Annotated in this window: 21 protein-coding genes; 13 read left to right on the top strand and 8 right to left on the bottom strand. The window is 49.2% G+C overall.

The features are described from left to right. Positions 1-26 precede the first annotated feature (26 nt). Positions 27-1,529 (top strand): Mur ligase family protein, encoded by a 1,503-nt coding sequence (locus tag AC506A_RS25170; RefSeq protein ID WP_495463746.1) that lies wholly within the window; start codon positions 27-29, stop codon positions 1,527-1,529. Between the two features lie 58 nt (positions 1,530-1,587). Then, positions 1,588-2,289 (top strand): cysteate racemase, encoded by a 702-nt coding sequence (gene cuyB, locus AC506A_RS25165; protein WP_495463745.1) that lies wholly within the window; start codon positions 1,588-1,590, stop codon positions 2,287-2,289. 59 nt (positions 2,290-2,348) lie between these two features. Here the strand turns inward: cuyB and motB are convergent, their stop codons facing one another. Together motB and motA are read right to left on the bottom strand one after the other, a co-directional pair. Beyond that, the gene (gene motB / locus AC506A_RS25160) at positions 2,349-3,167 is read right to left on the bottom strand and encodes a flagellar motor protein MotB (protein WP_495463744.1); all 819 of its coding nucleotides are present in this window, start codon (positions 3,165-3,167) and stop codon (positions 2,349-2,351) included. Further along, the gene (gene motA, locus AC506A_RS25155; protein ID WP_495463743.1) at positions 3,151-3,951 is read right to left on the bottom strand and encodes a flagellar motor stator protein MotA; all 801 of its coding nucleotides are present in this window, start codon (positions 3,949-3,951) and stop codon (positions 3,151-3,153) included. The genes motB and motA overlap by 17 nt, the downstream gene beginning before the upstream one ends. Positions 3,952-4,215: 264 nt before the next feature. Here motA and AC506A_RS25150 point away from each other — a divergent pair, with 264 nt between their 5' ends. From AC506A_RS25150 to AC506A_RS25140, 3 genes are all read left to right on the top strand, one after another. Further along, a complete protein-coding gene (locus tag AC506A_RS25150) occupies positions 4,216-4,509 on the top strand; it encodes a hypothetical protein (RefSeq protein WP_495463742.1) in 294 nt (97 codons plus the stop codon). 44 nt (positions 4,510-4,553) lie between these two features. Beyond that, positions 4,554-4,859, top strand: a complete 306-nt coding sequence (locus AC506A_RS25145; protein WP_495463776.1) for a 4a-hydroxytetrahydrobiopterin dehydratase — start codon at positions 4,554-4,556, stop codon at positions 4,857-4,859. Between the two features lie 155 nt (positions 4,860-5,014). Then, positions 5,015-6,265, top strand: coding sequence for an EAL domain-containing protein (locus AC506A_RS25140; RefSeq protein WP_495463741.1), 1,251 nt, complete (start codon positions 5,015-5,017; stop codon positions 6,263-6,265). A 93-nt stretch (positions 6,266-6,358) separates the two neighbouring features. On the opposite strand, the gene AC506A_RS25135 is transcribed toward AC506A_RS25140, so the two are convergent. Then, a complete protein-coding gene (locus tag AC506A_RS25135; RefSeq protein ID WP_495463740.1) occupies positions 6,359-6,562 on the bottom strand; it encodes a DUF378 domain-containing protein in 204 nt (67 codons plus the stop codon). A gap of 118 nt (positions 6,563-6,680) precedes the next feature. Then, positions 6,681-7,187, bottom strand: a complete 507-nt coding sequence (locus AC506A_RS25130) for a GNAT family N-acetyltransferase (RefSeq protein WP_495463739.1) — start codon at positions 7,185-7,187, stop codon at positions 6,681-6,683. Between the two features lie 152 nt (positions 7,188-7,339). Between AC506A_RS25130 and AC506A_RS25125 the strand changes: the two genes are divergently transcribed. Continuing rightward, positions 7,340-8,191 carry a sulfurtransferase gene (locus tag AC506A_RS25125; RefSeq protein ID WP_495463738.1) on the top strand — a complete coding sequence of 284 codons (852 nt, stop codon included), beginning with the start codon at positions 7,340-7,342 and terminating at the stop codon, positions 8,189-8,191. A gap of 876 nt (positions 8,192-9,067) precedes the next feature. Here the strand turns inward: AC506A_RS25125 and AC506A_RS25120 are convergent. The 4 genes from AC506A_RS25120 to AC506A_RS25105 all read right to left on the bottom strand — a co-directional run bounded on the left by AC506A_RS25120 (position 9,068) and on the right by AC506A_RS25105 (position 17,524). Then, positions 9,068-13,087: an S-layer homology domain-containing protein gene (locus tag AC506A_RS25120; RefSeq protein WP_495463737.1), complete on the bottom strand. Its 4,020-nt coding sequence runs from the start codon at positions 13,085-13,087 to the stop codon at positions 9,068-9,070. A 465-nt stretch (positions 13,088-13,552) separates the two neighbouring features. After that, positions 13,553-14,338 carry a hypothetical protein gene (locus AC506A_RS25115; protein WP_495463736.1) on the bottom strand — a complete coding sequence of 262 codons (786 nt, stop codon included), beginning with the start codon at positions 14,336-14,338 and terminating at the stop codon, positions 13,553-13,555. Between the two features lie 884 nt (positions 14,339-15,222). Continuing rightward, on the bottom strand, positions 15,223-16,827 hold the full coding sequence (locus AC506A_RS25110; protein ID WP_495463735.1) for a hypothetical protein: 1,605 nt from the start codon (positions 16,825-16,827) through the stop codon (positions 15,223-15,225). Continuing rightward, positions 16,811-17,524 carry an ABC transporter ATP-binding protein gene (locus AC506A_RS25105; RefSeq protein WP_495463734.1) on the bottom strand — a complete coding sequence of 238 codons (714 nt, stop codon included), beginning with the start codon at positions 17,522-17,524 and terminating at the stop codon, positions 16,811-16,813. Before AC506A_RS25105 ends, AC506A_RS25110 begins: the two co-directional genes overlap by 17 nt. Before the next feature lie 285 nt (positions 17,525-17,809). On the opposite strand from AC506A_RS25105, the gene AC506A_RS25100 reads away from it, so the two are divergent. The 7 genes from AC506A_RS25100 to AC506A_RS25070 all read left to right on the top strand — a co-directional run bounded on the left by AC506A_RS25100 (position 17,810) and on the right by AC506A_RS25070 (position 24,388). Continuing rightward, complete coding sequence (locus AC506A_RS25100; protein ID WP_495463733.1) at positions 17,810-18,907, top strand: iron-siderophore ABC transporter substrate-binding protein; 1,098 nt, start codon at positions 17,810-17,812, stop codon at positions 18,905-18,907. Further along, on the top strand, positions 18,900-19,940 hold the full coding sequence (locus AC506A_RS25095) for a FecCD family ABC transporter permease (RefSeq protein ID WP_495463732.1): 1,041 nt from the start codon (positions 18,900-18,902) through the stop codon (positions 19,938-19,940). Before AC506A_RS25100 ends, AC506A_RS25095 begins: the two co-directional genes overlap by 8 nt. Continuing rightward, complete coding sequence (locus AC506A_RS25090) at positions 19,940-20,971, top strand: FecCD family ABC transporter permease (RefSeq protein ID WP_091225306.1); 1,032 nt, start codon at positions 19,940-19,942, stop codon at positions 20,969-20,971. The genes AC506A_RS25095 and AC506A_RS25090 overlap by 1 nt, the downstream gene beginning before the upstream one ends. 1 nt (position 20,972) lies before the next feature. Continuing rightward, positions 20,973-21,806, top strand: a complete 834-nt coding sequence (locus tag AC506A_RS25085) for an ABC transporter ATP-binding protein (RefSeq protein ID WP_091225244.1) — start codon at positions 20,973-20,975, stop codon at positions 21,804-21,806. Then, entirely contained in the window at positions 21,803-22,639 is an 837-nt protein-coding gene (locus AC506A_RS25080) for an alpha/beta hydrolase (RefSeq protein ID WP_495463731.1), read from the top strand. The genes AC506A_RS25085 and AC506A_RS25080 overlap by 4 nt, the downstream gene beginning before the upstream one ends. 126 nt (positions 22,640-22,765) lie before the next feature. After that, entirely contained in the window at positions 22,766-23,530 is a 765-nt protein-coding gene (gene murI / locus AC506A_RS25075) for a glutamate racemase (RefSeq protein ID WP_495463730.1), read from the top strand. 204 nt (positions 23,531-23,734) lie between these two features. After that, positions 23,735-24,388, top strand: a complete 654-nt coding sequence (locus AC506A_RS25070; protein WP_495463729.1) for a response regulator transcription factor — start codon at positions 23,735-23,737, stop codon at positions 24,386-24,388. Positions 24,389-24,390 lie beyond the last annotated feature (2 nt).

Genomic DNA, 24,390 nt, shown 5'->3' with positions numbered 1-24,390 from the left:
CGGGTAGAAAGAAAGGGATTCATTCTATGACTAGATTACAGGAGCTGCTGCAAGCGACTACGATTATCGAGTCGTTTCAGGCGTCGGAGGATCTCGCGATCACCGGCATTTCTTATCATTCACAGAAGGTGTCACCGGGGCACCTATTCGTCTGCATAACGGGCTATAGCACGGATGGTCACAAATATCTGCGAGATGCGGTTAGAAGCGGCGCAACTGCCGCAATTGTCGAGCACATTCAAGAAGATGTGCCGATTCCGCAATATGTCGTGCCGAACAGCCGCATTGCGATGGCGCAGCTGGCGGATGCTTACTTCGGGCATCCATCCTCGAAGCTGAAGATGATCGGGATTACGGCTACCAATGGGAAAACAAGCACGACCTATATGACAAATGCGATTCTTGAACATCATGGTCTCAAGACCGGTCTAATGGGCACGGTTGTGATCAAAATCGATAATGAAAAGATTCCATCCGAGCTGACGACGCCGGAATCGCTTGATTTGCAGTCCTACTTGGGGCAAATGGTCGATCGCGGCGTGACGCATGTCAGCATGGAGGTTTCCTCGGCGGCGCTGGAGTCGCACCGGGTAGAGACGGTGGATTACGATATCGTTTGCTTCAATAACTTAAGCCGCGAGCATATTGATTCTCACGGGACGTTCGAGAATTATTTTGAGGCTAAAGCGGGCTTGATTAAACGGGCTGGCGAGCAAAGTTATGCTGTGCTGAATTTGGACAATGAGTATGCGGCATCGCTTGTCGATCAGACGCGCGCGAAGGTCGTGACCTACGGTCTGAAGAGCAGCGAAGGTACGCTGCACTGCAAGGATCTGGATTTGTCGACCGGACGTGCCAAATTCACGGTTGAGATTAGGAAGCCGTTCGAAGGCGACGGAGTCACGTATACGCCTAGCGAGTTCCGCGTAGAGCTGCGCATTCCGGGGCTGCATTCGGTTTATAACTCCATGGCGGCTATCGCAATTGCGCTGCTGTGCGGCGTGCCGATCGCAACCATTCAGGAGACGCTGCGTACCTTCGGCGGTGTAGAGCGCAGATTCGAGTTTATTCACGAAGATGAGTTCATTATGATCGATGATCATTTTGCCAATCCGGGTAATATCGATGTGACGCTGGAAACGCTGCGGTACATGGACTATGAGCAGTGCCACTTTGTCTATGCGATCCGGGGCAATCGGGGACCGATCATTAATCGTGAGAACGCAGAAGCCATTGTGAAGTGGATGAATCGTCTTGAGATGAATGAGATTATCGCGACGCGCAGTGAATCTCACGTTAACAAGAACAATACCGTTTCCGACGAGGAAGCGGATGTATTCTTGGAAGTGATGGCGGAAGCGAACATTGACGTGAAGCTGTATCGTGAACTGCCGGATGCGATCTCCTATGCGCTGTCCAAAGCAGAACGAGGAGATGTGATCCTGCTGGCCGGCTGTCAAGGAATGGACCCAGGGGCGGAAATCGCATTAAAGCTGCTGAAAGATACAGATTCTTCGGTTTCGGAGTAAGGCCAAGAAGGGTAACAAACAACGAACGATATCGATTAATTCATATAAAGTAGGTTGAATGATGGAACATAGAAGTCGGTTAGGTGTACTAGGCGGAATGGGGCCGAAGGCGACGAGCGTATTTATCGATCAAATTATCGAGAGTACGGTTGCAGACAGAGATCAGGATCATATCGATATGGTCATACTCAATCATGCTTCGCTTCCGGATCGAACTCATGTCATTCTTGAAAATAGTCCCGAACAGTTTCTGCGTGAGATTGAGAAGGATATCCGGCTGCTGGAGTATGCCGAAGTATCCAATATCGCAATCCCGTGCAACACTGCGCATTACTACGTGAACGAGCTGCAGCAGATGACGCAGATTCCAATCATCAACATGGTTGAGGAGTCGATCAAGGTCATCCACGAAGCTTATGGCGATGGCTGTAAGGTCGGCATTCTCGCGACGAACGGGACGCTGCACAGTGGAATCTACAGTGAATCCGCACGTAAGTACAAGCTAGTGCCGCATCTGCCGTCAGATGCGATGCAGCAGCATATTATGAATATGATCTACAAGGATATCAAACGCGGGGTGCAAATCGATCCGCAGGAGCTTGAGGATATCATTCATGAGCTGATTACGGAAGATGGGTGTCAGTGCATTATTATCGCCTGCACGGAGCTGTCGATCGTTCCACTAAGCGAAGGAACGAAGCAGCACTGTGTTGATGCCATGGATGTGCTGGTAAAGCGCTCCATCGAGCTGTCCCTGTAACTCGGAGGGAAAAGAAAAACCGTCAGGACTTGGGGTCCTGACGGTTTTTTGTGTGCGTGTTATTTGGTCGGTGCTGCAACGGGTACGGTTGCAGCCTTGCTTGCATCCGTATACTTCCGAATGATGGAGACTTCAACACGGCGGTTCTTGGCGCGTCCAACATTCGATGTATTCTCCGCTACCGGGTGATACTCACCCAACCCAATCGTACTGAACAGACGCGGATCGAGCTTCTTATTCTGCAGGAGGATATCCATGAAGTGGAGCGCACGCATGGAACTTAGCTCCCAGTTCGACTCGAATTGATTCTTGTTTATCGGTACATTATCGGTATGGCCCGTTACTTTCACTTCATAATTCGGGTACTTCTGCAGCATGTTGGAAATCCCAACAGCCAGCTTACGCGATTCCGGCTTGATCTTATCGCTGCCTGGCGCAAACAAGGAGCTGTCGCTGATCGTAATCGTTAGCTCGGACAGGTTGAGCTTCGTATTCAATTGCGTAGTCAGTCCGTTTGTCTTAATATACTGATCGACTTGTTTCTTGAGCTTCTCAAGGTCTTCTTGTTCTTTCTGCTTCAGAGCCTCGATGTCTTTCTTCTGCATATCCTTGGTATCTTCGTGGCGTCGACTGTCTGAAGTATCTTCAAACTGATTGGCGTTACTGATGACCGCAGATTGTTCCAGAACGCCAATACCGCTGCTGAACGCGATATTGAAGGCTTTGCTCATATCTTCAAATTTCTTGGAATCGGACGAGCTCATCGCATACAATACAATAAATAAGGCGAGTAATAGGGTAAGGAGATCGGCATACGGAATTAGCCAGGTTTCATCGGCATGCTCCTCGTGATGTTCACTTTTATGCTTTTTGCTCAACCGCCTCTGCTCCCTTCTGACTCAGTTTAATGCGTTCAGTCGGTGTCAGGAAGACCGAGAGCTTCTGGTTAATCGCAATGGTGGAAACACCGGATTGAATCGACAGCAGGCCTTCAACCATCATGAGGCGAAGTTCAACCTCGTGTTTGGAAAGACGCTTGAGCTTATTGGCAATGGGGTGCCATAATACATAACCGGTGAATATACCTAGAAGTGTAGCAACGAACGCGGCTGCGATCGCATGTGCGAGCTTCTCCATGTCGCTCATATCGGCAAGTGCCGCGATAAGGCCGATTACGGCGCCGAGAACCCCGAGTGTAGGGGCATACATGCCAGCCTGGGAGAAAATAAGCGCTCCCGCGCGGTGACGTTCTTCGGTAGCGGCAATGTCCTCGAGCAGTACATCGCGTACGAGGTCTTGATCGTTACCGTCTATGATCATTCTCATGCCGTTGCGAAGGAACATATCTTGGATGTCGTCTACTTTAGACTCCAGTGCAAGAAGGCCCTCACGGCGTGTGATTGTTGCCCATTCCATGAAGAGGGCGATAACTTCTTCACGCGGCAGCAGGTTCTGCACAGTGAAGATCATTTTGATCAGTTTCGGGAATTTCTTCAGTTCGTTCAGCGGGAAACCGATGAAGAGCGAGGCTGCGGTTCCGACAATGATAATCATGAATGCGGCCGGGTTTGCTAGGTTGGAGATCGGAGCACCTTTCAGCGTCATACCGACAAGGACGGCTATGAGCCCAAGTGCGATACCAATAATAGTAGATTTTTCCATAATACACCTCATCTAATAAGATAATAAGGACATTGAAAACCGATCGTTTCGGTTATGCCCCGGAGAACGGGAGACAGCTTAAGGCAATCTGATGTGTCAGACTGACAAAATGAACAGAGTTTCGACAATTCTATCTCTATTTATTATCGTCAGAATGAGCGCTCAGATTAGAGCAAAATGGATGTTTTAGCAGTTTTCATCTGATTTCGTGTAAAATGAAGACATATGAGGCGAGAATAAGAGCTGAAAGAGGGGCAATTGGAAATGGGAGTTAAGCATGCAAGGGAATACAGCGATATTCTGAGTGATTTGGCTGAGGCGATGCATTCCATCGGGGATGGCTATCTGTTCTTCGAAATGGAGACAGCGGATTGGGAAGAACTGGAGGAGGCGCAGCGCAAAGAGTTAATGGAGGCACTCGCAGATGACGTGTTCTACGCGCTGGGTGAGGAGCCTGTCCTTCATGTAGGCGGAGGCGTCGTGGCTTACCGTCCGAAGCATCACGTTATTGAAGTATCGGTAGATCAGAAGGAAATTCGGATTATCCGATTAATCTAAAGACGATTCTGAGTGATAGGGGGGAGGTGCAACTATTGGGTAAAATGGAGAAAATGCGATCCGAAGCGGCTGACGAGGCCATTGCGGCACTCCCCGGCTGGTCACGCCAGGATGAGAAATGGATGCAAGGAAGCTACCGATTCGGCACGTTCTTGGAGGCGATTGCCTTCGTGGGGAAAGTTGCTAACATTGCAGAGGCGATGAATCACCATCCGTTCATTGGCATTGACTACAAGAAAGTAACGCTGCGTTTGACGACTTGGCATGCGGGGGGCTTGACGGAGCTCGATATGCAGTCGGCACAGCGCTTTAATGAAGTCTATCGGACGTCGATTCCCGGGAACGGGTAATTGGCGTTTTTTTCTGCGCAGGTACCCTTTTATTGGTTGAATTGTAAGCGATGTGGGCGGAGGCTTTACAAGCAATTGCGGCTACTTTACAATAGGTGCAACTAGTTATGTGAGAATATATGACATCATATACCAAGATTCGGGGAGCTACAGTGATGGCGGAAGCGCAGCGCATGCAAGATGGCTTGCATGAGGAGATATACAAGGATATGATCAGTCGACTTGTTCCTTATTATCAGCCGATTCTCGCGCTTGATACGAGGCGTATTATGGGCTATGAAGCTCTTGGTCGTATACGTGCGGGCGAAGGCGTTCGGAGTGTTGGGCCTTTCTTCGCGGATAAAACCGTGCCGATGGCGGAGCAGATTAGAGTGGACCGGAATTTGCGGGAGCAGGCGCTGGCGAAGTTTGCGGCGAGCGATCCGGAGTACGGGAAGCTGTTCATCAACTTGAAACCATCATGGATCTATCAAACTTATGTGGCAACCGGTGAACTTCCGACCCTTCAGCTGCTTGATAAATATAAGATTGACCCGCGAAGGGTCGTCATTGAGATTACCGAAGAGTCGTTTCTGGGGCCGATGGAGCAGCTGCGCGCAGTAGTGGATTTATATCGAAATTATGGCTGCCTGATTGCCATTGATGATGTAGGCAGCGGGTTCAGTAGCATCGACAGGATTGCTCAAATTCAACCGCATATCCTGAAGATCGATATCCATATGCTCCAGAAGAGCGAGCGCCACAGCGGTTACTACGGTGTCATGCGTTCCTTCTCCACCCTGGCGGATCAAATCGGTGCCTCCTTGCTGGTGGAAGGCGTAGAAACAGAGCAGGACTTACAGCGGGCGATTGAAATCGGTGCCCGATATGTGCAGGGTTATCTATTCTCGCCTGCGGTGGCCACTTTCCGCCCGGCGCTGTCATTCGCGGGACTTCTTGAAGCGGGACTGGATCGGCGCCGGGCACGCATGCTGCACGTGGAGCGGCATTGGAGTGCGGAAGCGGAGCGGCTGCAGGCAACGGTTGATCAGGTATGGCAGACATTTGGCGAATGCGGCTGCGAGGCAGGAGATGATTTCATTGAGGCGCTGCTGGACGGCTTGGCGGACTCCCCATGTATTCGCCTCTATCTGTGCAGCAAAGACGGCATTCAGGTGAGCGCTAACTATCAGCGGATCGGCGACGAAGGAGGGTGGAGTAAAGAGCCGCATTATCGCGGGCATAATTGGAGCTGGCGGCCTTATTTTATCCCGTTATCGGCTCAGTTCGCGGATCGGCCGCAAGCGATGGTTTCTCAGACCTATACGGACCTCGATTCCTTCGACCGAATCCGGACCCTATCGGTGCCGGTTGGCGGCAGCTGTATTCTGTTTCTGGATGCAGCAGAGCTCGAAGGCGAACGCTAATAGAAAAGAGCCCACCCCGCGCATGATACGCTTGGGACGGGCTCTTATTTTGTACATACGATTGATTACCCGCGTGGGTGCGGAATGGGGACGTTAGTCTTCTGCCGACACTTTGGAGAAGAAGGATAAGCTGTATAGGGCAGCCAACCCAACAATAATGTACACGATCTTGGCACCAACGGAATCTGACCCGTCAAAAACCTCTGAAACGACATCATACTCAAAAAGCCCCACTGCCAGCCAGTTCAGGCCGCCGAGAATTAGGACTAATAAGCTGACGATGTTCAAAACTTTCATTGGACCCGCCTCCTTTAAAAGTAATGGCTCGTGACACTACTACGGATATGCCGAAGCGGGATGTTTTAGCACGATAAAAAAGAAAGCGCTGCCCCGAGCGGGCCGCGCTGTGGTGTTATTATGGCGAGTAGCACATGCAGTGAACGTCGACCGAACCTGTAGACGTTTGCTTGGCGTAGGTGTCCGTGATCACAAACCCCGCACGCTCGTAGGTCCGTATGGCGCGCGTGTTCCAGATATGTACTTCAAGGTCGATTTCGTCGGTTGGCGCGCGGCGGATGGCTTCTGCTACTATGGCTTGTACGAGTGGAAGACCGAGTCCCCGGCCGCATAGATCCGGACGTAATCCGAGTCCGATTCGCGTTACACCGAGCAAGGGAAAGAATTGTACGAAGCCGATTAAGTGGCCGTCGTCATTCGTTACCGCGGCATATTGCTGCTTCCGGACATAGGCGTCGCCAAACTCGATGCCCAGCTGCTGCATGACCTCCCAGGTGGACCAATTGTAGAAGTCGTAGGGCGGTTCATAGCGCCAGGTACTGAGTTCTTCGGCTAATGCGTCGGATAGCGGCACGACGGTAAGATGGGTTTTGGCAGGCTGGGCCTGGTCGGTGGAAGCGGTCATATATAGGGACTCCTTGTGGCGGTATATTGACGGATTGTAAACCTCTATATCGTAGCAGAATTGATGAATCGGTGGAAGCGGGGTGGGTTGGAATCATGTATAATTTAAAGTAATGGAATCTAATTGATGGAATAAGGAAGGCGGCTAATAGGATGAAAAATATTGTATCGCTCAAATGGTTGCTCGCTCGTATGTATGAATCGGATATCGTGATCGTCGATTGCCGCTTCCAGCTGGGTAAGCCGGAGTCTGGCCGTGAGGCATATAACGAATCGCATATCCCGGGTGCGGTGTATTTGGATTTGGAGAAAGATCTCTCTTCGGCGATTACGGAGCATGGCGGTCGCCATCCGCTGCCAGACATTGCAGAGCTGACAGGAACGCTTAGCCGCGCAGGTATTGGCAATGCTTCACGCGTTATTGCGTATGACGACCAAGGCGGGGCAATGGCATCGCGTCTCTGGTGGCTGCTGAAGTACCTCGGCCATGAGCAGGTGTTTGTGCTGGATGAAGGGTTCACGGCTTGGCAAAAGGCTGGTTTCCCCGTGTCAGCTGACCAGAAGGTGCTCATTCCGAGTCCATTCTTCGCGACGGTGCAGCATAACATGCTCGTTGAGGTCGATGAAGTGCAGGAGAAGCTGGGCAAAGCCGGCGTGACGCTTATTGATTCGCGTGAAGGCGCACGTTATCGCGGCGAGGTTGAGCCAATTGACCGCGTTGCCGGCCATATCCCGGGCGCAATTAACCGCTTCTGGGCGGAAGGACGCGGTGCGGACGGACAGTGGAAGAGCGCTGAGGAGCAAGCGGCGAGATTCGAAGGACTGGCGCAAGACGGAGAGACGATTGTGTACTGCGGCTCGGGTGTGACGGCTTGTCCGAACGTGCTGGCGCTGCAGGAAGCGGGCTTTACGAATGTGCGGTTGTATGCGGGGAGCTGGAGTGATTGGATTACGTATGAGGGGAATCCGATTGCGGTTGGGGAAGAAGAATCGAAGGAAGCATAAAAGTTTTTATTTGCTAAATACATCGCCATAGGGCTTTACGCCACGGCGATGTATTTTTATATATTCAGAAACCAACAAGGGATCAACACATAGCTATTGAAAGTACTTTTATGGCGGACCAAAACGAGCGAGTGCTCGTATTATCTCAATGCCCGTTACGGACACCAAAAGGGTCTGGGCATCTCCCAACATTTTGGTGTTGCAGAGCTGTCTTAAATGAAAAAAATTAACAATTTAAACGCATTAAGTTCTAAATCAACCGCTATTCAACAATTATTTCATCAAAGCGAGAGATTACACTCTTATGTTTTTCTTTATTTGAGACGAAAAGAATAAATTCTTTTGCCAGTTCTTTCTGCTCCTTATCAAAGATTGAAATTGGTCGTGTCAAACAACAGTCAAAAACTAATAAATTAGTAATTGAGATAAGGTTTATTAGTAACGGCACAACACCGATCGAGTTTCAGAATATCCATATAACATTAACTGATGAAACAGGTAAGTTAGAAGAAATTGTTGTAGATTATGATGTTCTTGAGAATAAGCATATATATCCAAAAGAAAATAGAAGAGAAGTTTATATATCTGCATTAGTTAATGAAAAATTCAATCCCCGTGGTAATATTACTTGGAATGTACAAAGTTCAAGTACTCCGGCTTATTAGTTGGTGATGGGAACGACTGTGCCTTGGTGATGTGTTTTTGTGCTTCGAACTCAACACGGAGTCAGCAGTTGGCGCCTGGATATGGCTGCAACTCATGTCTATCAGTTTACAGTAAGGCTTGCTGATCGCCAATCCGGAGAAGCTGACGAGGAGACCGAATGAACATAAAGAAACGGTTGGGCGGGTAGAAAACCGCTCAACCGTTTTTCGTTTAGTTGAAATCCAGCACGTTTAACATCCGATACAGCAGGTACGCGCTGTCTTGTCTGGTCGCCAGTTGGCTCGGCTCGAAATGGAACGGATCGGAAGCCGATTGCAGAAGGCCTTCTTGAATCGCCTTTTGATAGTTCGGTACGAACCAATCCGGCAAGTTCAATCCGTCAGCAACTGTGACTTTCGATGAATCCATCGAGTTTGGACGCACGTACTCCAACGCCCGTACCAGCATCGTGATCATCTCTTGGTGCGTGATCGTTTGAGTAGGCTTAAATATCGTCGGTGAGTAGCCCGTGATCAATCCTGCGGACACGGCCGACGCGATGTCCTGCTCGTACCACGCGCCTGGCTTCACATCGGCGAACTTTTGGCTCGGTTTATCGCTGCTAGGCAGAATGCCTAACGTCCGATTCAGCAAAGCGGCGAATTCGGAGCGCGTAATGGCTTTTTCCGGTTTGAACGTTCCGTCTGTATAGCCTTCCAGCACAAGACGGTTGGATAACGCTTTAATACTTTCTGCGTACATGCTGCTTGCGGGGACATCCGTAAAGGATGCGTGGCCTGTACGCGCCACCGTGTAAACCGAGTTGCCTTTTTTGAGCAACGTGACTTGGAGTACGCCATCCTTCCACTCCGCTCGAATCGGCACGGGAACGAACTTCTTCGTCACGGGGTCATACGTCAAGCCCGCCAGTTCGTCTAACGGAACGGAATCGGTTTGGATGGACAGGACGTGTCCTGCGTACTGCGGGAATATCCGTACTTCCTTGTTGCCGGCCGAAACCGTAAACTCCAGTATGCCACCTAATTTTTGCATCCCGTTTCCTTTAAACTGCATGTTCCAGCGACTGGCATATTCCTCGTCCGCCTTCTCGATGGTGATCGTAACCGGACCGCTTCCCGCATCGCCGAGGCTTTCCAGCAGATCGGCTGCCGGCATTTCCCATGCTCCTTGCGGCGTCTCGAACCGCAGCTTCGATTGCTCGCCGCTCGAGGCCATATCCGACAGGGATTTCCGGGATGCGGTAAATTCGAAATGCTCGGCATCGGCTTCGGAACGAATGACGAACGTATTCGTACGTTCGAATTCATCACTTTTTGCCATATTCTCTATGCCCTGATCGGACAGCAGAACCCGGATCAGCTTGCCGCCGTCGTCCGCAACCGCTTCTTCCTCGGTCCACGGCAATTCGGAGACTGCTCCGCCCGGGAAGAACCCACCCGGTAAACCTCCACCCGGTGCTCCTCCGCCTGGATTATCTCCTCCTGGTATCGTTACGGTTGGAACCGTTACGACTAATCGGGAGCTTTCTTGCTTATTGGGGCTCTTTCGCGACAGCAGCAGCTCGTCTCCCGGGTTTCCGATGCTCGGAATATCCAAGTCGATTTTGTTTTGGCCGCCTGAAACGGTTCCTGAATAGAGGAAGCTATTCCCGGCTTTTTTATGCACCCAAATCTGGTCTCCAGCAGAAACGCCGTTAACCGTGATCCGATCGGATCCTGTCTGGTTGTTAACGATCGTTACGTCCGAAAGTGAGATTGGAGCGGAGTGGAAGCGTCCCAATACGAGCGACGAGAACCTCGGCCCCGATTGGCCGTCCTTATCTTCCAGAACGACGCCGACCCCAATCGCACCGCTGGGAACCACGACGTCGTTAAAGACTTCGCTATAGCTTTGCGAACCTGCCGGAACCGTTCGAATTGGGTCTCCCAGCATCTCGGTTTCGTCGGTAAAGAAAATGTGATATTTGCCGCCCGCAGTCTCAATCGGAGCAGGAGACCATGAGATCGTCCCGCTGAAACGGTTCTCGCCGGCGCCGGTTTCCGTTAACGCGATATTTTGCGCCATATAGGTTGGAGCATCCCATAACGGACCTAAGACGAGCCCGCCTGAATCGAACGCTTGGCCTTCGATGACAGGCGCGACGCCGATGTTCGTTGCGCCAGGCGGAATCGAAACTTCGCCCGGGATAACAAAATCGTAAAAGAATTCCACGACCCTGGAGGAATCGTTCGCATTGCCAATGTACCCGAGCTTATTTCCGCTTGCATCCGTAAAATATAAGTTATAAGAAGCGATTGCGCTATCGTCGTCCGCGGGAGTGAAGTAAATGCTTCCGTTGATTTTGCCCGCCGTTTCGCCTTCGTCGTGGAGGTACGGGATACCTGTCGTATTTGCCGTCGCCGCATACTCAATTAGCGAATCCATGTTCTCGAACGCATACAACCTTTTCTTGCTTGCGATGTAGACGGCCCCTTCTCCATCTACGTAAACGTGCATGGCGACGAAAGGCAAGTCCGCCAGTTTTTCCGAAGAATCCCTGTCGTAAACGGCATTCATGCCGAAAACAAATTCCTCTTTAGCGTAAATTACCTGCTCGGGATACGTCGATACCGTTGATAAATCCGCGGCATTCAACCGTTCCTTGTCAAAGTAAACGTATGCCCCGTCCGCGTGCACGTAACGATGTTGGGCGTAACGCTGGAAATGCTGGGTAGAGCTCGATTTCAAAGACATCGTGCCGTTAGCGGTATTGAAGCTATAGATACCGCTGCTCGTGATGCTGGATTCCGCGACGTAAAGAATTTGGTTGTCGCGGTCCATGAACAAGCTTGGTTCGGCTACCGATAAGTACTGCTTTTCCTCGCCCGTGCTTCCGTTCCGCACCCGCAGGTCTTGCGACTGATCCTCGGCCGAATAGAATAAACGGTTATTGTCCGGAACGATCCGGAACGGGTATTCAATTGTACGGATTCTCGTCATCTGTGATCCCGGAAGCAGGGCATCCGCCATCGAAATCATGCCGACGTGGTTCTCTCCCGAGAAAGCAATGTATACCGCGCCATCGTACAACTCTACGTCAGAAGGTTTGGAACCGACGGCGATTGTATTCACCGTTTCGTTCGTCTCTTTGTCTACTACGACCAAGTCGTTTGTTTCTTTCGAGACGACATACAAATAAGGCGTCGACTCATTCGTGGCGAAGTCGGTAATCTCATTGGTCCCTTGCAGGAACGGGGAATTCGAAGGCAGTAAGTTCAACTGGTCTAAATAAACGTCTTGCAAAACGAATTTCTCGATGACCTTGTTGTTCTTATCGTACAAATAGACGGAGTTATCGTCTCCGATTAAAGCGCTGGTTGTTTCATACGGATAATCGGCGACCTTCTTCAGTGTGCTCTTATCGAAAATCGACTGATGGGTCAGAACAAACCGATCGTTCACGTCGGAAATTTGCGAGTAGTAATATGGGGAAAATCGCTCCGGATCGACGGGATAGGTACCGAAAGTCTCCATCAAATCGATCTTGTCGACCTTCGTGCCGGCATAATAGACGTAATTGCCGTCTCCGAAAATCTTATCGTTCGGATAATCGAAATGGCTTCCGTCATTAGTCAAACGCGATTCGCTTAATTTGGCGTTCGTTATGTAATCGTACTTAAAGAGGTCGCCTCGAGACCAGAATGCATCGCCGCTATATAGACTGTGAGATGCCTCGTCGGCATACAAAGGTGCCTTGGATTCGCCCATCATAAAGGTATTGGATGAGTCCGATATCGAGTACTTATACGTAGCGTTCTCGGTTGAATAAATTACGTGCGTGGACGTTGCCGCCACGTAATACGGATTGCCGCCGATCGATGCGATCGGAGTGAGCATGGATTGCGCTGACACGTCCACGCGCGCGATATGATTCTCGCCGGACAAGGCGATATAGAGAATATTGCCGTTGCGGCTCATCGCGTTAGGCTTGGAGCCGACGGACAGCGTGCGCTCAACCGTCATGTCGTCCGTATCCACGATCGTCAGGTTATTCGTATCCGCGGAGACGATATAGAGAAGTCCCGTATCGTTATCCAACTGCCAATCCGAAACCTCTTGAGCCCACTCGAGCGAACTGGGATCGGGCTCCGACGCGCTTGCGCGTCCGGCAAGAGGCTGGATCACGCCAAGGAAGCATAGCCCGGCCACTGTAAAAATCCCTATTTTTCTAAAAATACTGCCCAATTTCATAATTATAATTTCCCCCGCCCTAAAGATATTCAATTTATTCCAACACTAACAATTCTTCGTTTTAAAGAAATACCCTTTTTTGTAAGTATTGGAAATAGAGGCATCTCGAAAGATGCCTCTTCTCAGCAACAAGCCAATGCTTACGCCTATTCTACTTCAAATCTCGGATAATCAACTTCAATCCGTCGTTGAACAGGTCATCGACCGTTCGTCCCGAGGAGAAATAGTCCTCGATGCCCGCGATAACCATGGGGTAATTTGTTTTAAAAGCTTCCAGGTCGACCTCGATGCTTCCTTCGGGTGGCAGTGGGGTTTGTTCTTCAATGACACAAAGTGCCAAGACAGCTCACTATTATGGTGTAATTACTGGCACTTTGTTTGTCTTTTAAACATTGAAGGAAATAAAGTCAACAAGGTTCGAAGAGGTGTAAGTGATTCTACTAGAAGTCATCCATTGTAAGAGTTTTATTTGGGATCATCAACTCTGATCTTTTCTGTTCTAAGCAATATTAATCTCCACTCTGAACTGGAAATATAATAAATACTTCCTTTCTGAGCTACTAAATTAGAGTTTTCTATTGTTTGGTTATTGTCATAAATAATGTTTTGCCGGTTTTTTTCGGGAGTAAGTGTGCGAAAATAATTTCCTGTAAGTTCGCTTAACAAAGGAATACTTGTTGCTATATAAAATATAAGCACAACCACCAACAATGCAAGTATTGACCCTACCTTAAGTCTTGAAGCATCTGTTAATTTGTTTTCAGCAGTTAAATGCAAAGAGTTCTTATTTTTATTTTTACTTCCAATTAAAAAAGCTAATAAAGCAGAAATACTCATTATAATAACAAAAGTAATAATCCAGTTTATTGAGCTTTTTGGTTTAAGATAGGGCATTACTTGAATAAATATTAAAAAGAATAAAAAATTAATCGGAAGCCAAAGAAAAACCCTATATAGGGTAAATTTAATTAAGTGATCGAAAAAACTGAAGAGGACACCTAGTGCAATTAGAACAAATCCCCACATCGTAGAAGAAGGTATCTCTAGTAAAGAATTAATAATACCCATACCAATTACACCGTATAGCATCCCAGATAAAGCGGAGTAAATGCCTTTTATTAATCGAAATAAGGAATAAATAAATATTGCGATAAGGCAAGGGCCAATCCAAATGAGACCAAACTTCAAAGTAACATCAGAGGAAGAAGAGAAACCCCCGACAAAAAATGTTGCTAATGCTATATGAAACATTATTGACCCTACTATTGTCATCAAAAAACGCAATAGTCCGACTACACGATCCCCTTTGGTTGATAGTTGTTTCATTGATAGATGTAAACTATACAGAATAAATATAAACATGGAGACTGCACTTAAGAATGCAAGACTAGTCATTATTACTGAATAAAATGGAAATGGTATGTTTTTTATAAGTAAATCGATCAAGCTTACTTCGGGGTTCTGTGAGCCTGAAAAGTAATACCCATATAAAAATGAGTAGCCAATTGAATAGAAAAAGAATCCCCCTAGCGTGATGCAAGTACTAATTAGCGAGAAGATACTTAGCACACGTAAAATAACTTGCGTTGCTGGGTGTGTCAAACACTTCTTAATGTAAATCGCAAGCTTAGGAAACATATATTCACCTCAAAGTACAATTCGGTTGTTTTAAGTCCTTTTTTCATTAAAATCAGCGATTAGAGTGCTATGTGCAAGGAAATTGCAGTGTCTCGATAAGTTGTATATTTGGTAATCCCCCAGTGTGTTCCCCATCTAATTTCTCCACCATCAACTGAGTTGAAATTTTGTGTGTGAATGTCTGCTGCAGAAACAGACCCACTTAAAATAAAAATACTAAAAACCCTAAAATGCAACATTTTCTCTTAAAACCAGCCACAAATATCAACCTGCCATAATTTATATAGTCAATTATTTCATAATCTGAATGGCGATGTAAATAGTTGATGTCGAAATATTAGATAATAATGGGTATTTTGCATACCGACATCCCCCACATTATTCCGCGACAAAGATTGCACAAAAATTAGGCCGGGCAGCCCCTCCTATCGAGGATGCTGTACCCGGCCCTATTTTGAATAATCGCAGACTATGGTCTGTTTGGAATGATGCAGCACTCATTTCACCCTGAAAGTGCGAGGGCCCCATCTCTTAACAAGAATCAACGCCATCATGAAGTAAACAACCGTTATGGCAACGGTGGCTATCGCGAGTGCCGTGGCATCGACTTCCAGGATGAGGACCAATACGAAAGCCATAGACACGATGATGTTTAAGAGAAAGAAAAAAGGATTCTTCATATTTAGCTCAGTCGAATAGGGCTGCAGCATGTAATACATGAATAGATGATGGATGGAGAAAAACACAGACAGCGCAAATACGCAGACTAGCGTCAGAAGCAATTCTTCGGTCGGAACGCCCCCGGCAGCCAGTGCAAATCCGGTCAATGCGGCGGCAAGCCCGGCCGCAAGCACTAGGTTAAGCCGGCAGATGTGGGTTAACCGTTGACGGAAATGAAGGTCGGCAGCGTTTCGGTAGAAGCTGTAACGCATAAGGCTGAGATCACAGTTATAGAAGATGACCTTACAAGCTCGTTCTCCAATGGACAGGAAGTTTATGATCCAAATCAAATAGGGGATTCCCGTTGTCCAGCGTGCTGCCAGGGAGGAGGCCCTTTCTGTATCGAGGATAGCTAATGAAACGCCGAACACCCCTAGGGCGACAATAATCGCCATTCTGTTCCACAGGGGTCGTACGATAAGACTGCGATGCCTAGCGAAAAACAACGCATTCAGATACGCATAACCTTCCTTGCTCTTTAATTGGTCTGTCTGCCCGACTGTAGATGTATAGTCGATATCCTTTGTTTTTACCTGCGTTTTATTGGCTTCCGTGAACATTCGCCCAAGGTCGAGCAGCGGATCATCCCGTTTGGTCGCAGCATCCACTGCCGTTCGATAGTCAGAATATCGTTTTAACTGCACCGCAGCGATCGTGCCCAGCACCGCAATGACCATCGTAACGGGCCACAGGAGCAGCAGATTGCCGCTGGAGGGAGCCCAATGTAGAACAATCGGGGCATAAGCAGCACCGTAGCCAAGTCCGATCGCAAGCCAAACAACCACGGTATTCTTGATGAGGACGATGCCTGTCTTCTGAAACAGCTTCAGATGAAGATATTCGCATAGTACTCGCCAAAACATGACTGACACTGCCAGTGCCATCCCCTGAAGAACCGAGACGTTCAGTAAGGAGGTGAAGAGCAGCATAGCCGGAGTATAGTAGATAAAGGACGTGCAATAACGATAGCCCAGCGACGCTTGCATATATGCGGCAGGCTTCATCCGCATGAGCTTTACGGCAATGTACTTCTCGCGTTTTGTTTCCAAAACCGAGATGCTGACGAAACCTGCCACCACAAAGCTAAGCAGCAGAAAAATATGTAAAAATAGCGAAAGCTGATCCTCCTCAGGCATGGATCCGTTCAACACGACGGCCGGCACGTAAACCATCAGCCCTAGATAAGCCAACTTGGATGTGAAGCCCCAAACGATGTGTAGAAGAAACGCGATGACAGCAATCGCCTTTTTCCCATCTAGACTGGCGTATAAAGGATCCTTAATTGCTCTGCCAACCCACGGCAGCCTCTGCGCGTAATAAATCAATCGATTTACGGCTGATGAAATCCGGATGGAAAACAGCGTGCTAATTGTTCTCAGCATGATTGTCATCCTTTAGCAAAGAAATAATGCTCTGTTCAAACTCCGGACTATGCAGCAAATCGGTCGGTACGGCGGATAATTGACCGTTGTTCAGCACTACAAGCTCATCGCACAGATCGGCGGCCAATTGCAAAATATGAGTGGAGAAAATGAGAATATGATCGCGCTTCATCTCGCGCAGCATCGTTTTCATCTCGAGTGCAACGATTACATCAAAGGAGGTCAACGGTTCGTCAAGCAGAATGACCGGCGGTTTGGAAATGAGAAAAAGCAGCATCTGAATTTTGTTCTTCATACCATGGGAGTAGTTTTTAATGAGTCGGTGGCGGTCTTCCTTCGACATGCTCATCCTATCGAAGTAAGCGTCAATATTGGAGTTCGGCTGCTTGTCTTGGTTAATATCGAGGAAGAACTTTACAAATTCATAACCGGTCAGAAATTCGGGTAAAATCGGCAACGAATATACATAACCAATATCCTCCTCGGCCAGTTTCCTCGAGCCTCCCTCTTCTTTCAACCACGGCTGTCCAGCATCGATCTTGGTTTCACCGCTTAAACAATTGAACAATGTCGTTTTCCCGGCGCCGTTGCGACCAAGCAGTCCGTATATTTTGCCTTTCTGAAAGTGGAACCCTGCGTCTTGGAGCACTTTCTTATCCCCAAAGCTTTTGGTAATCCCTTGCAGGATCAATTCCATGCCATTACCCCCTTAACTGCTGTGTTACTCGTCTACTACGCAATTGTAACCAGACCGTTGCGGGCAATCCCAATAGACTCTGTCAGTTCTATAATAGCAATCTCCGTGCCTTGGTAAAAGGCGAATAATGGTCGTTATAAGAGGTAAGAGCTGTCGGCTGAATCATTCCATCCGCTAGAGATTCGAACATTCTGTGAACACATTGACAGGCCTTACGAACCATTTTATAATATTGAAAATGATAATCGTTATCAATTATAACAAAGACAGGATGGGGTTATACAAATGATATCCAAACGCAAATTTGTAGTGTCAACTCTTCTCGCTTCACTTACGCTGATGCTCGCGCTAACAGGCTGCGGCAGCAACGGCAATACTAACAGCAACGCAACAAATTCCTCGACAGCTAATTCAAACGTCGCGGCTAATGCGCCGGCTGCGGAAGAGACTGCTTCCGAGGAAGCAGCGCAACAATATCCGATTACTATTAAGCATGCATTCGGCGAAACGGTACTGGAGAAAAAGCCGGAACGTATCGCTACAATTTCGTGGGCGAACCAAGACGTTGCGCTTGCACTCGGTGTCGTTCCTGTCGGATTCTCGGCGGCAAACTACGGTGTTCAGGACGGCAGCGGCTTGTTGCCTTGGACGAAGAAGAAGCTCGATGAGCTCGGTGCATCATCACCTAACATTTTCCAAGATACAGATGGCCTTGACTTCGAGGCAATTTCAGACGCGAAGCCGGACGTCATTCTGGCCGCTTATTCCGGTCTTACAAAGGAAGACTACGAAACATTGAGCAAGATCGCTCCGGTAGTCGCTTATCAGAAGAGCCCTTGGGTTACGAGCTGGCAAGAGATGATCAAGTTCGATGCGATGGGTATGGGTATGGAGGCGGAAGGCGAGCAGCTCATTAAGGATACAGAAACCATTATTAAGGAAAAAGCAAGTGCTTATCCGGATATTCAAGGCAAGAATGCTCTCTTCGCATTCATTTCTCCGGACGACATGTCGAAAATTTCGATTTATGCACCTGGAGATCCTCGCGGCGACTTCTTAGTTGAGCTCGGCATGAAATACTCGGACACCGTCCTAAGCAAAGTGTCCAAGGATAGCTTCTATTTTGAGCTTAGCGCCGAGAACGCTGACATCCTTACCGATACCGACCTCATTGTCACTTACGGGAACGAAGCACTGCTGAAGAAGCTTCAAGCTGATCCGTTGCTTGGCAAGGTTCCGGCTATCGCCAAAGGCGCAGTCGTGCTGATCGAAGATAACACGCCTCTTGCGGCTGCCGGTAATCCGAATCCGCTGTCGATCTCTTATACGCTCGACGAATACTTGAAACTGATCGATGCGGCTGCCAAGAAGGCAAATGGTTAATCTAATCTCGCCAGTATCTAAGCCGCTAAAGTCGTCAGTGCCCAAGCACTTCGCGATCGTCTTGATTATCGGCTTGGCCGCGCTCGGTGCTTGCATACTGGCGTCTCTGGCGTTCGGCTCTCGGGTCATCGGTATTAAGGACATGATGGACGGGTTGTTCAACCCGGGCGCCGATTCATTCGGCGCCAGCGTCATGCACCAGCGTGTTGCCCGAACCGTGTTCAGTCTCTGCTGCGGCGGGGCGCTCGGCATCGCAGGTTCTCTCATGCAGGCAGTCACACGCAACCCAATCGCCGATCCGAGCGTGCTTGGGGTCAATACCGGCGCGGCATTGTTCGTCGTTAGCGGAATCGCGTTCTTCCATATCAGTACGGCTAACCAATATATTGCGCTGGCTTGTGCAGGAGCGGCGATTACCGCGGTGTTCGTGTTTGGCATTGGTTCAATGGGGCGAGGCGGACCTACGCCTATCAAGCTCGTGCTAGCGGGTGCGGCGACAAGCGCCGCACTTTCTTCGCTTATCAGCGCCATCATGATTCCGCGCACCGAAGTCATGGACCGGTTTCGTTACTGGCAGATGGGAAGCGTCGGTTCAGCGAACTGGCATGATATCACGACGTTCTTGCCCTTTTTCATTGTTGGTATCCTAATTGCAATTGCATCGGCCGCCGCCCTCAATGCGTTGGCGCTTGGTGACGAGGCAGCGAGTGGACTGGGCGTGCGAACGGGCGTTTTACGACTCATTGCATCGATAGCAGGCGTCTTACTTTGCGGTACCGTCACTGCGCTCGCTGGGCCGATCGGCTTCATTGGACTGCTCGCGACCCACGTAATCCGTCTGTTGATTGGACCGGATCAGCGTTATCTTATTCCGATGTCGGCTTTGGCCGGTGCCATTATCTTGACAATATCCGACGTCGTCGGCAGAGTCCTCGGCAGTCCCGGGGAGCTGGAGGTCGGCATGGTCACCGCATTCGTCGGTGCTCCGATCCTCATCCTGCTGGCGATTCGATCGAAAGTGCGATCCTTATGATGAATACGACGACGATTAACCTCATTATGGCGGGCAGACGTCTAAGGCACCGCCGCTATGTACTGATTACATCCGTGCTCGGGGGCATTTCCTGCCTGCTTTGCTTCGCAATGCTCTATTTTGGCAATACGATTTATCCGGTAAAAGACATCGTACGGGTTCTGCTGGGAGAAGAGGTTAAAGGCTTAACCTTCACCATGGAGACGATCCGGTTGCCGCGCATGCTGGCTGGACTGTTGGCAGGATTCGCTTTCGGATTAGCGGGCAATACGTTTCAGACGATGCTTAGGAATCCGCTTGCGAATCCGGACGTATTGGGCATTACCACGAGTTCTAGCGTCGCAGCCGTCTTTTGCATCATCTTCCTTCATACGAGTGAAGCGGTCGTTTCCATCTCGGCGTTCTTGGCAGGCCTAGCTTCGGTGATGCTGCTCTATTTGTTGTCGCGTAGAAAAACCTTTTCGATCGGGCGTCTTGTTCTGATCGGAATTGGTCTTGATGCCATGTTCGGATCCGTCATTACTTACCTGTTAAAAATTAGCGCTGAATACGACATTCCCGCGGCATTCCGATGGCTAAGCGGCAGCCTCAATGGCTCCCAATTAGATGAGCTCCCACCGTTAGCGATAACGGTATTGGTATGTACACCGATCATCGTGCTATTGGGCAAGCGTCTTAGCCTGCTCGAGCTCGGCGAACAATCGGCTTCTTCCCTGGGAATTCATACGGACAAAACCCGGATTCTGCTGATCTTAAGCTCCGTCTGCTTGATTGCCATAGCGACCGCAACGACAGGCCCGATTGCTTTCGTCGCTTTTCTGGCGGGCCCGATCGCGAAGCGGTTGGTCGGCGTCGGCTACTCAACCGTTATTCCTGCCGGTCTGGTCGGCGTTATCTTGGTTCTAGGGGCTGATTTGATCGGCCAGTATGCTTTCGAGACCCGGTTTCCCGTTGGCGTCATCACCGGTATTCTCGGAGCGCCGTATCTGATCTACCTGCTTATCCGAATGAACCGAAAGGGGGATTTCTAACATGAAACCCAGCCATCAGTTCCAAGCTGAACAAACCGTTGCGGGTTATGACAACAAAACGATTATCCATGGCGTAAGCTTAGCCGTTCCCAGCAATCAGATAAGCGTCATTATCGGAGCTAACGCATGCGGGAAGTCCACGCTGCTGAAAACCATGGCGAAGCTGATTAAACCGGAATCCGGCCAAATCACGCTGGACGGCAAGGCGCTGAGCGAATTCTCCCCCAAGCCGCTCGCCCGGATCCTCGGCATATTGCCGCAGTCTCCGATCGTGCCGGAAGGCATTACCGTTGCGGATTTGGTCGGCCGAGGGCGGTTCCCGCACCAGAGCTGGCTTGGCGGATGGACGAAGAAGGATTACGAAGCCGTCGCCGAAGCCATGGACATTATGAAGATTGCAGATCTCGGCGACCGGAATATCGATGAGCTATCCGGTGGCCAGAGGCAGCGTGTCTGGATTGCGATGGCACTGGCGCAGCAGACGGACATTCTGTTCCTCGATGAGCCGACGACCTTCCTGGATATTACCTACCAGGTCGAGATATTGGATTTGTTGACCGATCTGAACCGCAAACATGGCACGACGATCGTCATGGTACTTCACGATATTAACTTGTCCGCCCGCTATGCGGACTATATCTTCGCTCTTCGCGAAGGCAAGCTGGTGGCGGAAGGCAAGCCGTCTGAGGTCATTACGGCTGGCTTAATCCAAGATGTCTTCGGTCTGGACTGTACGGTCATTCGCGATCCTGTGTCCGACTCCCCGCTGGTCGTGCCGATCGGCCGCCATCATGCGCGCAGTTTAAAGCTTATTCACGCTGAAGGGAAACGATGATGAATCATACTGCTTTGCCGTGGAGAGAAGTTCTGACGGACGACGCCAAACATACCATCACCGGTGATGTTAGGGTGATCGAAGCGTTTTCGATTCCGCAGCTGCAGACAGAGCGCAGAGTGTGGATCTACTTGCCGAGAAGCTATGACGAAGGTACGCGCAGATATCCCGTCCTCTATATGCATGATGGTCAAAATGTGTTTAATCAACACACATCATGGGGCAGCGAGTGGGGCGTCGATGAGACATTGGAGCAATTGGCGGTGGATGAACCGGAGATTGAGGCTATCGTGGTCGCGATCGATAATGGAGGCGACCAGCGCAACAATGAATATAACTTTACGATTAACGCGGAATATGGCTTTGGAGGCAAAGGCGAAGCTTACGCCGCATTCCTCGCGGAGACGCTCAAGCCGTATGTAGACAGCCACTACCGGACCCTTCCCGAAGCGGAGCATACGATGATTAGTGGCAGCTCGTTCGGAGCGTATATATCGCTCTACACCGCTATTCGCTATCCCGCTCAGTTTGACCGGGTAGGTGGCTTATCGTTCGTCATGTGGCATGATAACGGCGCAATCATCGAATTGATCCGGCAGTCGGTTATTTCTCCTACGCTACGCGTCTATCTGAGCATCGGCGAATTGGAGACTGACAATCCGGACTTTAATCGGATTGCCAATGAGCACGTCATGCTGGCCCGCCAGACGTTAATTGAAGCAGGGGCAGCGGAAGGCCGAATCCAATTCGACTTCATTCCGGGCGGAACGCACCACGAATCTACGTGGGGACCGCTGTTTGCTAAGGCTCATCGTTGGCTGCTCCAGCCATAATTTAGTTGACAAAACAAGCCGCAAATTCATTGAATTTGCGGCTTGTTTCTTGCCCTTGGGACTTCAATCGCGATATGCTGTATATGATTGGATTACTATATAACATTCGATAGGAATTGATTCCCTATGAAACTCGGATTTTTTGACTCTGGAATCGGCGGGCTTACGGTATTGGCGGAATCGCTTAGATTGCTCCCTGCCGAGGATTATCTCTATATGGCTGATACTACGCATGTCCCATACGGCACCAAATCGAAAGAAGAGGTACAGGCTTTCGTCTTTGAAGCTGTGGAGAAGATGATTCAGCAAGGCATCGATGCGCTTGTCATTGCATGCAACACGGCGACAAGCATTGCTATAAACGAGCTGAGAGAGCGGTACTCCTTCCCCATTGTCGGCATGGAGCCCGCCGTCAAACCGGCCGTAGAGATGAACCGCGCAACCGGCAAAAGAGTACTTGCATTTGCTACGCCTCTTACGTTGCAGATGCCTAAATACTATGCGCTTGTATCCCGCGTGGATCAAGATGGAATCGTGGATTCACTGCCGTTGCCTGAGCTTGTCCAGTACTGCGAATCCCTTCAATTCGATAAGACTGTCATGGGCGACTACTTCCGTACCAAGCTTGCCCCCTATGATCTTAATAATTACGGCATCATCGTTTTAGGCTGCACGCATTATCCATTTTATACGGAGATTCTTCGCGACATTTTGCCGTCCCATATTGAGATCGTCAATGGAAACGCTGGCACGGTTAGAAGATTGTCGGCGCTGCTTAATCGCTATGGCATCGATACAGGCTTAGGGAACGGGAATGTGACGTTCATGTGTACAGGCGGGGAAGCGGCATACATTGAAAAGATGAAATTGGCGCTGACTCTTCTCCGATAAAGGAGCTTACCCGCAAAATTGAATAGTAGCGCAAGAACCGGATACAGAGCACGGCAGATAACTGCCGCTGCTCTGTATTTTTTATGGATAAATTCCTTTGAATGGATGAACTTCAGCGAGGTAAGACTGTGAGATAAAGAATTTTACAACTCCATGATAACTTTCAATTGCAGAATTGCTATCATGGCGTAGAGGTGTATGCTTATGGCGAAAATCCTAATTGTAGACGATGAGAAGGCCATTAACGATTTGATTGCGGTCAATTTAAAGATGGTCGGGCATGAGTATGTCCAATTGTACAGTGGAGATCAAGTATGGAGTACATTAAATGACATGCCTATCGATTTAATCATCCTGGACGTGATGCTGCCCGGCAGAGGCGGCTTTGAAATCATGCAGGATATTGTGAAACGGGGCATACCGGTTATCTTCTTAACGGCAAGGAATTCGGTTTCGGATAAAGTACATGGCTTGGAGATCGGAGCGGAAGATTATATCGTCAAGCCTTTCGAAGCCGTGGAACTTATTGCCCGTATCCATGTTATCTTAAGAAGAAACCACAAGACCGCAAACGAATTTAGGCTGGATGACACCGTAGTCGATTTGGAGAAGCATATGGTGACGGTTCATGGACAAGAAGTAGAAATCACGAACAAGGAATTTCAATTATTGGATCTTCTTGTGCAAAATAAAAATATCGCGCTATCCCGAGAGAAAATTATTGAGCAAACTTGGGGGTACGACTTCTATGGAGAAACCAGAACCGTTGACGTGCATATTCAGAAGCTGAGAAAGAAGCTGAATTGGGAGAACCGGATCAAGACGGTTTATAAATACGGGTACAGGCTAGAGGTGTAGCG

It is taken from the genome of Paenibacillus sp. N22P23, from assembly GCF_059383735.1.
This window is presented reverse-complemented; position numbering and strand designations above follow the sequence as displayed.